This window comes from Nonomuraea sp. NPDC049750 (assembly GCF_040659625.1).
Lineage (GTDB): Bacteria > Actinomycetota > Actinomycetes > Streptosporangiales > Streptosporangiaceae > Nonomuraea.
Genome location: NZ_JBFANB010000064.1, coordinates 24645 through 34333, shown reverse-complemented (window position 1 = coordinate 34333; position 9689 = coordinate 24645). Strand labels below are relative to the sequence as shown.

General features: G+C 69.0%; 8 protein-coding genes. 3 read left to right on the top strand and 5 right to left on the bottom strand.

Features of this window, described 5'->3' with window-relative positions; all coding sequences use genetic code 11:
• Window positions 1-234: 234 nt before the first annotated feature.
• The gene (locus tag AB0J16_RS59370; protein ID WP_357944194.1) at window positions 235-666 is read right to left on the bottom strand and encodes a hypothetical protein; all 432 of its coding nucleotides are present in this window, start codon (window positions 664-666) and stop codon (window positions 235-237) included.
• A 90-nt stretch (window positions 667-756) separates the two neighbouring features.
• Between AB0J16_RS59370 and AB0J16_RS59365 the strand changes: the two genes are divergently transcribed.
• Complete coding sequence (locus AB0J16_RS59365; RefSeq protein ID WP_358558182.1) at window positions 757-1743, top strand: hypothetical protein; 987 nt, start codon at window positions 757-759, stop codon at window positions 1741-1743.
• 380 nt (window positions 1744-2123) lie between these two features.
• On the opposite strand, the gene AB0J16_RS59360 is transcribed toward AB0J16_RS59365, so the two are convergent.
• From AB0J16_RS59360 to mshB, 3 genes are all read right to left on the bottom strand, one after another.
• The gene (locus AB0J16_RS59360) at window positions 2124-2624 is read right to left on the bottom strand and encodes a flavin reductase family protein (protein WP_358558179.1); all 501 of its coding nucleotides are present in this window, start codon (window positions 2622-2624) and stop codon (window positions 2124-2126) included.
• A gap of 18 nt (window positions 2625-2642) precedes the next feature.
• Complete coding sequence (locus tag AB0J16_RS59355) at window positions 2643-3080, bottom strand: DUF6113 family protein (RefSeq protein WP_357944186.1); 438 nt, start codon at window positions 3078-3080, stop codon at window positions 2643-2645.
• 104 nt (window positions 3081-3184) lie between these two features.
• The gene (gene mshB / locus AB0J16_RS59350; RefSeq protein WP_358558176.1) at window positions 3185-4090 is read right to left on the bottom strand and encodes an N-acetyl-1-D-myo-inositol-2-amino-2-deoxy-alpha-D-glucopyranoside deacetylase; all 906 of its coding nucleotides are present in this window, start codon (window positions 4088-4090) and stop codon (window positions 3185-3187) included.
• A 29-nt stretch (window positions 4091-4119) separates the two neighbouring features.
• Between mshB and AB0J16_RS59345 the strand changes: the two genes are divergently transcribed.
• Both AB0J16_RS59345 and AB0J16_RS59340 read left to right on the top strand, forming a co-directional pair.
• Entirely contained in the window at window positions 4120-6186 is a 2067-nt protein-coding gene (locus AB0J16_RS59345) for a DPP IV N-terminal domain-containing protein (RefSeq protein ID WP_358558173.1), read from the top strand.
• 214 nt (window positions 6187-6400) lie between these two features.
• Complete coding sequence (locus tag AB0J16_RS59340) at window positions 6401-7789, top strand: alpha/beta fold hydrolase (RefSeq protein ID WP_358558170.1); 1389 nt, start codon at window positions 6401-6403, stop codon at window positions 7787-7789.
• Window positions 7790-7887: 98 nt separating this feature from the next.
• On the opposite strand, the gene AB0J16_RS59335 is transcribed toward AB0J16_RS59340, so the two are convergent.
• Window positions 7888-9687 (bottom strand): ABC transporter ATP-binding protein, encoded by a 1800-nt coding sequence (locus AB0J16_RS59335; RefSeq protein WP_358558167.1) that lies wholly within the window; start codon window positions 9685-9687, stop codon window positions 7888-7890.
• Window positions 9688-9689 lie beyond the last annotated feature (2 nt).

The following is a 9689-nucleotide window of genomic DNA, read 5'->3' as shown; positions in this document are numbered from 1 at the left end:
GCCCAACCTGCACCCTGCCCACCCCCCGCCACCACGATATGTGACCGTAACGCTACCAAGAGTTGGCGTCTTTGGGTAGAACACGTGAGCGATACCCGCCCGCCGGACACCGATCCATCCCGCGGATCACATTCACCGACACGGCACGGACCACGACCCCAGAGCAGAATCCCAGGTTCTCATAGCGAATATGAAGAACGGTTCATACCTCTGACCAGAGGAGTAGTACGTGGATCACCCCAACCGATCCCGGCCCCCGCCCCTTCTCCACCAGAGGGGTGCGCGTGGGTATCCGCCGTCGTCAAGTCCGGCCAGCCGTTCGAAGACGTTGTACGAGGCCTGGTGCCCGCAGACCACTACGGACACGAGCATGGCCACCAAGTAGAGCGGGAGCATCGGCAGGCCGACGCACCAGGCCCACTGGGTGGCGTGCCGGCCCTCGTGCCGGATGAGCTGGTCTTCCAGCGAGTCGCGCCTGGTCAGGACGACATTTCCGACGGTGAAGGCCCCGGCGATGGGGAAGCGGTAGCGGTAGCCGAACGCGAGGACGAGGCCGTTGGGCCCACTCTGCCTCGTGGCACCGCCTACGACGGAGATCAGCAGACCGAGCGGGGTGGAGAGGTTGACGTAGTTCACCGCCCGCCGGAACCGATAGCGCCTGTTCATGCGTTTCAGCCTTGACCAATCTTGACAAGACGGAATAATGATCCGCGTCCTGAAATCTCCCCCAAGAGCAGGATTATGAGATTCACCATCGTGGGCGCGCTGGTCGGCACCATGGCCTTGGCCGGAGTCGGCGGAGTCGCGATCACCCAGACGTCAGCGTCCGATCCCCTCAATGCCACTGGCCCTCCTCTCCGCGTAGAGGTGGCGTTACCCGCCGCCGCCCCGACGACGACCCCCACCCCTAAAGTCGGGAAGTACACCGCGAAGACGAAGGTCGTCAAGAAGAAGGGCGTCTCGTATCTGGATGTCTCCATCAAGTACGACGGAGCGGCCAGGTTCAGCGTGAAACAGAAGGTCTGCAAGGCCAAGTCGTGCAAGACGACGGCCACCGACCTCCCCGTGACCACCGGTGCCGGCCAGACGAGCAAGAAGATCGGCAAGGGTAGCTACAAGGTCAAGGGCAAACCCGGCATCAAGGTCAAGGTCCTGCCCTGGCCCACTCGCACCGTGACAGCCACACCAACGGCGGCGGCCACGGCGACGATCACCGGCACCCCTGGCACCAGCGATTCGGTGACCAATACGGCGACCGCGACAGTGACCGAAACTGCCACGGCGACCACCACGGTCACCCAGCAGGCCACGGCCACGGTAACTGAAGCCGCCCCAGCGGCCACCGTCACCGCCACGGTCACCTTCACGTGCCAACCCAACACCGCAGCGCCATTGGCCCCCACCGAAACCCCAACAAACCCAGAAACCCCAACAAACTCGACAATCCCGACAACCTCGGCGACTCCAGAACCCACCCCGACCCCGACCCCGTCGGTCACGGTGTCGAACACGGTTTCCGAGACAGTGCCCGAAACAGCGCCCGAGACGGCGTCGAACACAGCGTCCGTGACGGCCACCGAGACGGCGACATCGACCGAGTCCACTGCAGGCCCGGTCCCCACGTGCCCGCCAGCGGCGGAAACGCCGTCGGCGACCCCCACGGCGGAAACACCGGTGCCCACGGACACGGCGGCCGAAGCACCGGCGCCAACGGACACAGCCCCGGCTCCCGAGGCCCAATAATCCCGACCCGCCGACCCGGCTCCCCCTCCAGCGCCGGGTCGGCGGTCACCGTGGCAAACAGGCACACAAGCACACGGCCACACGCGCACAGGGCTACAGGACCCATATTCCGCCCGTAGAGCCGACAGAGCCCATCACATAGGGGGCACCGGCCCACGAATGACCACGGCCGGAGTCAAGAATGCGCACGTCACGAAGCTCAGCCACCTCCACCGGAGGAGCGTGCCCCTGGACAGAGCCCAACCCCGTGCGGCGGGCGGGGCCCACCAGGCCTGCCGTAAAAGATCGCAAAACAAATCGGCGCCCAGCCACCTCCACCCGAGGAGCGTGCCCCCCGGACAATCCTCAGTCATGCATCCGGGGCGGCCGCAAAAGACTGCTCATAACGTCTTATAGCGGCCCTGGTGGTAAAGCAGCGGACGGTCGTCAGCCCGGGCGCCGAGCGCGGTAACCCCACCCACCACGATCGAGTGGTCGCCGCCCTCATGGACGGAGGTCGTCCGGGCCTCCAGCGTCGCCACGGCGTCGGTGAAGAGCGCCACGCCCGATTCGCCCCGATGGTGCGCCCAGCGTGCCAGCTGCCCGTCGAGTTCCCGCCCCCGATGCGCGAAGAACCGCGACGCGTCCTCCATGGAGGCCGGCAGCACCGACACTCCCCACACACCCGCCTCTATCACGGCGTCGTGGAAGCGGGCCACCTTCTCCGCGCAGAACAGTACGAGCAGGGGATCCAGTGACACGGACGTGAACGAGTTCACGGTCATCGCGTGATCGATCCCGTCGAGCCTGGTCGTGACGATCGCGACTCCAGTGGCGAATCGGCCGACCACCTTGCGGTAGATGTCCCGATCAACGTGCTGCTCTGTGGAACCATGGTGCACGATCGCTACTTTATGCCTCTAAGTCGGGTTCCTTGGCTGCTGGCCATGCAACAACCAGGAACCGCCGCCCGACGAAGGCGCCAGCCAAAAGGCCACGACCACCGCCGCCATGCCCCCGTAAAGGTAGACGAACCCGGCGGGGCCGTTACCGGAGATCACCAGGTCGCCCTGCGACAGCTTGAGCGAGAACGGCATGGACACCAGCAGCCACCCAAGTGCCGTCACCGACACTCCGAGGCGCGAACCCATGAGCTTGCCCGCCCCGAAACAGACGCCGAAGAGCGCGAGCAGCCAGCCGATCGCCGAGCCCGGGATCATCCCGACGAACGGGACAGGACCGACGTGCCAAATCGCCTGCGTGAACCCGCCCACGATGCCCATGACCAGCCCCAACACGAACAGCATGCCGTAGGCGGCCCCACCCAACGCCGACTCGGCCTGGCTGCGTTGCTCCATGAAGAACGAGGTTAGTGGATGCCCGCGAAGAGATCATTCGCGAGGTCAGTGACCGCCCGCCAAGAGACCGTCCGCGAGGCCGGAAACCAGATCATCCGCGACGGTCAGTGGATGCCCGCGAAGAGATCATTCTCGCGGTTGTGCGGCGCTCCCATCCCGCCCGCCTCGATCGGCGCGCCGGGCATCGCGTGGCCGGGCACGCCGAGCGCCAGGATGTAGTGCTCGACGCCCTGCGCCTCCTGGCCGATGTTGTTCGAGAGCGCGAACCACGGGTCGTCCACACTGATCTGCGTGGCGTGCGCGCGCATGGCGTCCAGCTTGTTGCCGACCCACGGCCGCGCGTCGATCTCCGTGGTGATCACCTCGTCGGGGCTGGCGAACGGCATGTCGTCGACGTCCTCGACGAGGAAGTCGATGTCGGCCGCGCGCAGCGCCTCGGCCGTACGGCGCATCACCGACCTGGCGACGGCCGTGTGGTAGAACTTCGTGATCCGCCACGGCGCACCCTCACCGAAGCGTGGGTCGGCGGCGAGTTCGTACGCCCGCCGCGAAACGCGATGTGCCTGAATGTGGTCGGGATGCCCATAGAACCCGTTGTCGTCATAAGTGACCAGGACCTGGGGCCGTACCTCGCGGATGACCTTGACCAGGTCCCCCGCCGCCTCGTCGAGGTCGGCCTGCCAGAACGCGTTGGGCCGGTCGTTGGAGGCGACGCCCATCATGCCCGAATCGCGCCAACGGCCCGGCGCGCCCAGGAAGCGGTGGTCCTCGACGCCGAGCGCCTTGCAGGCCATCGCGAGTTCGGCGATGCGGTGCGTGCCCAGCGTGTCGTCGCGGTCGGCGGCCAGGTGGGCGAGCTCCGGGGGGATGATCTCCCCCTCCTCGCCGAGCGTGCAGGTCACGAGCGTGACGTGCGCGCCTTCCGCCGCGTACTTGGCCATCGTCGCGCCGGTGCCGATCGACTCGTCGTCGGGGTGGGCGTGCACCAGCAGCAGCCGTCGGTCAGTCATGCGTTCGAGCGTACTGGCAGGATTAGGGCATGAGTGAGAGCTTCCCGCGCCTGTCGGCCAGGACCCGCAGGTTCACCCTCGGAGTGCCCAGGGGCTTCACGATCTCCCCCGACGGCGGCAAAGTCGTATTCTTGCGTACGAAGTCCGGCACCGACCCGGTGACGTGCCTGTGGGAACTCGACACCGAGACTCACGTCGAGCGCCTCGTGATCGACCCGCGTACGCTCGACGCCGACGACGGCGACCTCCCGCCCGAGGAGCGCGCCCGGCGCGAGCGCAGCCGCGAGCAGGCGGGCGGCGTGGTCGGCTACAGCACCGACTCCTCGGTGACCAGGGCCGCCTTCGCGCTGGCCGGCGGCCTGTACGTCACCGACCTGCCCAACGGCGACACCCGGCGGCTGGAGACGCCGGGCGCGGTCATCGACCCGCGCATCTCCCCCGACGGCCAGCGGGTCGCGTACGTCAGCGGGGGTGCCCTACGGGTGCACACCCTCGCGACAGGTGACGACCACGCCCTCGCGGAGCCCGAGTCGCCGACCGTCACGTACGGCCTGGCCGAGTTCATCGCCGCCGAGGAGATGGACCGGATGCGCGGCCACTGGTGGTCGCCGTCGAGCGACGCGCTCCTGGTCGAACGGGCCGACGAGGCTCCGGTCCACACCTGGCACATCGCCGACCCGGCCAACCCGGACCGGCCCGCGACGGCCCAGCGCTATCCGGCCGCCGGCACGCCCAACGCGGTGACCCAGTTGTTCGTGCTCGGAGTCGACGGGTCGCGCGTGGCGGTGCCGTACGAGGACGAATACCTCACGACGGCCGCCTGGAGCTCCCATGCGCTGTCGATCGTGACCATGTCGCGTGATCAGAAGAGGCTGCGCCTGTTCGCGGTCGATCCGGCGACCGGCGTGTCCACGCTGATCCGCGAGGACACCGATCCGGCCTGGGTCGACGTCGTCACCGGCGTGCCCGCGCACCTCGACGACGGCTCGCTGGTCTGGGTGGCCGCCGCCGACGGCGGCAACCGCCTGTTCGTGGGTGACCGCGCCGTCACTCCGCCCACCCTGCAAGTACGCGCGGTGCTCGACGTCGACCACGACAGCGTGCTGTTCAGCGCGAGCGGCGACCCCACCGAGATCCAGTTGTGGACCTGGGACGGCCACTCGCTACTGCCCGTCTCGACCCGGTCCGGCGTGTTCTCTGGGCGGATGTCCGGCGGCGTCGGCGTACTGACCGAGCAGAGTCTCGACACCGAGGGCGTGTCCACCACGGTCGTACGGCGTGACGGCATGGCCATCCCGATCCCCTCGCTGGCCGAGCGCCCCGGCCTCGACCTGCGGGTCTCACTCGGCCGCTCCGGCCGCCGCGACCTGTCCACCGCCGTGGTACTGCCCTCCTGGCACGAGCAGGGCTCGCGGAAGCTACCGGTCCTGATGGACCCGTACGGCGGGCCGCACGCGCAGCGGGTGCTCAACCGTCGCGGCGGCTACCTGGAGAGCCAGTGGTTCGCCGAGCAGGGCTTCGCCGTCATCGTGGCCGACGGCCGCGGCACCCCGGGCAGGGGCCCCGCCTTCGAACGCGCCGTGCTCAACGACCTGGCCACGCCCCCGCTGGAGGACCAGATCGACGCCCTGCAGGGGGTGGCCGAGCAATACCCCGACGACCTCGACCTGACGAAGGTGGCCATCAGGGGCTGGTCGTTCGGCGGCTTCCTGGCGGCACTGGCGGTGCTGCGCCGGCCCGACGTGTTCCACGCCGCGGTGGCGGGGGCGCCGGTGACGGACTGGCGGTTGTACGACACGTGTTACACCGAGCGGTACCTCGGGCATCCGGACGAGCAGGCGGACGTGTACGACAACTCCTCGCTGTTCGGCGATGCGGCCAAGCTGGAGCGGCCGCTGCTGCTGATCCACGGGCTGGCCGACGACAACGTCGTGGCCGCGCACACGCTTCGCCTGTCGTCGGCGCTGCTGGCGGCGGGGCGGCAGCACAGTGTGCTCCCGCTGTCGGGGGTCACCCATATGACGCCGCAGGAGGTCGTGGCGGAGAACTTGCTGCTGCTGCAGGTGGAGTTCCTGAAGAGGTCCTTGGGCGTGTGACCGCCTGGCGCGGGCCGTGGCCCGGCTTCCCGCGCTGTAGGTGACACTCGTCGGTCTGCGCTGTAGGTGACACTCGTCGGTCGACCACTCGGGGTGGGCCGCGTCTCAGGTGTCATCAGCCCGTGGCATGACATGCCACGGGCTGATTCGCCTCCCCCCAGACCAGCCCCTGGTCCGATGTGCCCGGAACCCCCGCTGCGGGATCGTCGTGCGCATGCTCAAGCACATCTCCCTCTCCATCGCCATGGCCCTCCTCGGCTCCGGCGTCCAGTCCCAGCAGGCGGCCACCCTCGACTGGGCCGCCTGCCCCAACGACAAAGTCGGGATGACCTGTGCCGACCTCCAGGTCCCCGCCGACTGGCAGAAACCCGACGGCCGCAAGATCACCCTCAAGCTGGGCCGACTGAAGGCAACAGGCACTTCCGCCGAAGGGTCGGTCCTGGTGGCCTACGGCGGCCCCGGCGGCCCCGGCATCGCCTTGACCCAGACCTACGCCGACCTCTGGGCCAAGCTGCGCGAACGGATGGACGTCATCACCTGGGACACCCGCGGCTACGGCGCACAGTTCAGCGGCCTCAGCACCGGGCTGGCCTGCACCTGGACCCGAATCCCGCTGCCCGACCTCCCCAAAGACGACGCCGCCTTCGGACGGCTCTCCGACACCAACCGCGGCTACGCGGAGGCCTGCCGCAACAAGGACCCCGAGCTGTTCGCCAACATGAGCTCGGCCGACCACGCCAGAGACATGGAGGCCATCAGAAAGGCTCTGGGCGACGGCAAACTCAACTTCTACGGCGCCTCCTACGCCGGGATCTACGCGCAGGACTACGCCCGGCTCTTCCCCGCCCAGGTGCGCACCATGGTGCTCGACGGCACGATCAGCCACAGCGGCACCGACTGGACCACCGACATGGTCAACATGGCCAAGGACAACGAGACGTCCTTCAACCGCTTCTTCACCTGGTGCGCCGGTGCCGGCAAGTGCCGAGAGCTGTCCGCCCAGTGGCGCGGCCTGGTGGCCAAGGCCGACCGCTCCCCGGTTCCGGCCAAGTCTGCAGGAATCGCCTATACGGGGGGCGACCTGCAATCCCTCGCCATGGGGTTCGCCCACCAGGGTCCCGACAGCTATCCCAAGCTGGCGGAGGCCCTCCGTAAGGCCGTACGCGGCGACGCGTCCGGCTTCGTCCCCGCCCGCGGCTCCCGCTACCCCGACCAGTCGACCGGCGTCACCGAATGCACCGACTGGCCGCGCCCCGCTGGCCGCGCCGAGCTCGACAAGACGATCGCCCGACTCCGCAAGATCGCCCCCAACGCGGGCGCGGCCAACACTTTGGCGACGGGCACGCTCGGCTGCATCGGCTGGCCGGTCTCAGTGACCAACCCGCCCGCGCCCCTCCCCAAGGGCCTGCCGCCGATGCTGGGCGCTGGTGCCTGGCGCGAGTCCGACGCGGTCGCCCGGATTCTCACGCAGGTGCCAGGCAGCGCCACCATCCGCCATGAGGGCCCGGGACACACACTCTTCGCCTCCAACGAGTGCGCCCGCAATCACATGTTCCGCTACTTGACGGACCGCACCTTGCCGTCCTCTGAAGCGAAGTGCTGACCACCCCCGGAGGCCGGTTCGTCGACCCCCAAAGGCCGCCCATCGGGAGCCGGTGACCGGTGGCCGGTCACCCAGAGTCGATGGCCAGGAGTCGGCGGTCAGGAGTGCTGTGCCAGCGACTCTGCCGACTCCTCCGTTGCGAGGGAGCCGATGGTGGCCGGGGTCCCGTGCCAGCTGCTCCACAGAGCCGCGTACGAACCGCCCTCCGCCACCAGCTCATCGTGCGACCCGAGCTCGCTGATCCGTCCGTCCTCGACAACCGCCACCCGGTCCGCGTCGTGCGCCGTGTAGAGGCGGTGGGCGATGGCGATCACCGTGCGACCGTCGAGCACCGCCGCCAGCGACCGCTCCAGGTGCCGGGCGGCTCGGGGGTCGATGAGCGAGGTGGCCTCGTCCAGCACCAGCGTGTGCGGGTCCGCCAGCACCAGGCGGGCCAGCGCCAGCTGCTGGGCGTGGGCAGGAGAGACGGCCAGCCCACCGGACCCGACGACCGTGTCGAGTCCGTCGGGAAGGGCGAGCACCCAGTCGAGCGAGTCGACCGCCATGAGGGCCGCGCGTACGGCGGTGTCGTCGGCGTCCGGGCGGGCGATCAGCAGGTTGTCGCGGAGTGTGCCCTTGAAGACGTGGTGCTCCTGGGTGACCAGCGCGACGTGGCCGCGCAGGTCGTCGAGGGGCAGGTCGACCAGGGGCACACCGCCCACCGACACCGCGCCCGTACGCGGGCCGTGGATGCCCGCCAGCAGCCTGCCGAGCGTCGACTTGCCCGCGCCGGAAGGGCCGACCATGGCCAGCCGTTCTCCTGGCCGGACGGTCAGCGACACGCCGTGCAGCACGTCGCGGCCCTCGCGGTAGGCGTAGCGGACGTCGTCGGCCTCCAGCAGTTCGCCCGCGGGCCGCGCGGTGGAGGCGGTCCGGTCGTCGGGTACGTTCGCCACGCCGAGCAGCCGGGCCATGGCGGCCCCGCCCACCTGCAACTCCTCGACCCACATGAGAAACCGGTCGAGCGGGTCGATGAGCTGCTGCGCGTACAGGGTGGCGGCGGTGACCTGGGCCAGCGACACCCAGCCGTTGGTATAGAACAGGCCGCCGATGAACAGGGTCGAGACGACCGGGATCACATAGCCCAGCTCGACGGCGGGATACCAGATCGTGCGCAGCCACAGCGTGTAGCGTTCGGCGGCGAACGAGCCGCGGATGTCGTTCGCGGTCCGCGCCTCCCGCCGCCGCTGGAGGCCGAGCGCCTCCACGGCTCTGGCGCCTTCGACGGTCTCGGCCAATCCCTCGGTCATGTCCGCGTAGGCGGCGTTCTCGCGCAGGTAGCCGTCGCGGGCGCGGTTGAGGTACCAGCGGGTGGAGATCCAGAGCAGCGGCACCGCGATCAGCATCGGCAGCATGAGCAACGGGCTGACCAGCACCATCGCGCCCACGGTGATCGTGAAAGTGACAATCGCGATCAGCGTCTCGGGCACGGCGTGCCGGACGGTTTGGGAGAGGGAGTCGACGTCGCGGGAGGTCCTGGTGATCAGGTCGCCGGAACCGGCCCGCTCCACCGTCGACAGCGGCAGGCCGAGCACCCGGTCGACGAACTCCTCACGCAGCTCGGCGAGGACCTTCTCGCCGAGCTTGGCCGAGGCGAGCACCGCGTAACGTACCAGAGCGCCCTGCCCGAACAGGAACGCGCCGATACCGACGGCGAAGAGCAGTACGTTGACATGGCCGCCGTCCTGGACGTTCTGCACCAGATTGCCGAGTTGCCAAGGCACGGCCAGGCCCACAATCGCCGCGAACCCGTGCAGGGCCAGCACGACGGTGAGCTGACGCGGATACTTGAGCGTCAGCCGCCTGGCGTAGGCGCGCACCTGTCTCTGGTCGGCGACCGGCAGGATCTCGCGGGCCATCG

What these genes read in the sequence shown, in the direction of transcription:
- AB0J16_RS59370 (WP_357944194.1), bottom strand. Translation starts at nt 666, where the DNA reads ATGAACAGGCGCTATCGGTTCCGGCGGGCGGTGAACTACGTCAACCTC.
- AB0J16_RS59355 (WP_357944186.1), bottom strand. Translation starts at nt 3,080, where the DNA reads ATGGAGCAACGCAGCCAGGCCGAGTCGGCGTTGGGTGGGGCCGCCTAC.
- mshB (WP_358558176.1), bottom strand. Translation starts at nt 4,090, where the DNA reads ATGACTGACCGACGGCTGCTGCTGGTGCACGCCCACCCCGACGACGAG.
- AB0J16_RS59345 (WP_358558173.1), top strand. Translation starts at nt 4,120, where the DNA reads ATGAGTGAGAGCTTCCCGCGCCTGTCGGCCAGGACCCGCAGGTTCACC.
- AB0J16_RS59340 (WP_358558170.1), top strand. Translation starts at nt 6,401, where the DNA reads ATGCTCAAGCACATCTCCCTCTCCATCGCCATGGCCCTCCTCGGCTCC.
- AB0J16_RS59335 (WP_358558167.1), bottom strand. Translation starts at nt 9,687, where the DNA reads ATGGCCCGCGAGATCCTGCCGGTCGCCGACCAGAGACAGGTGCGCGCC.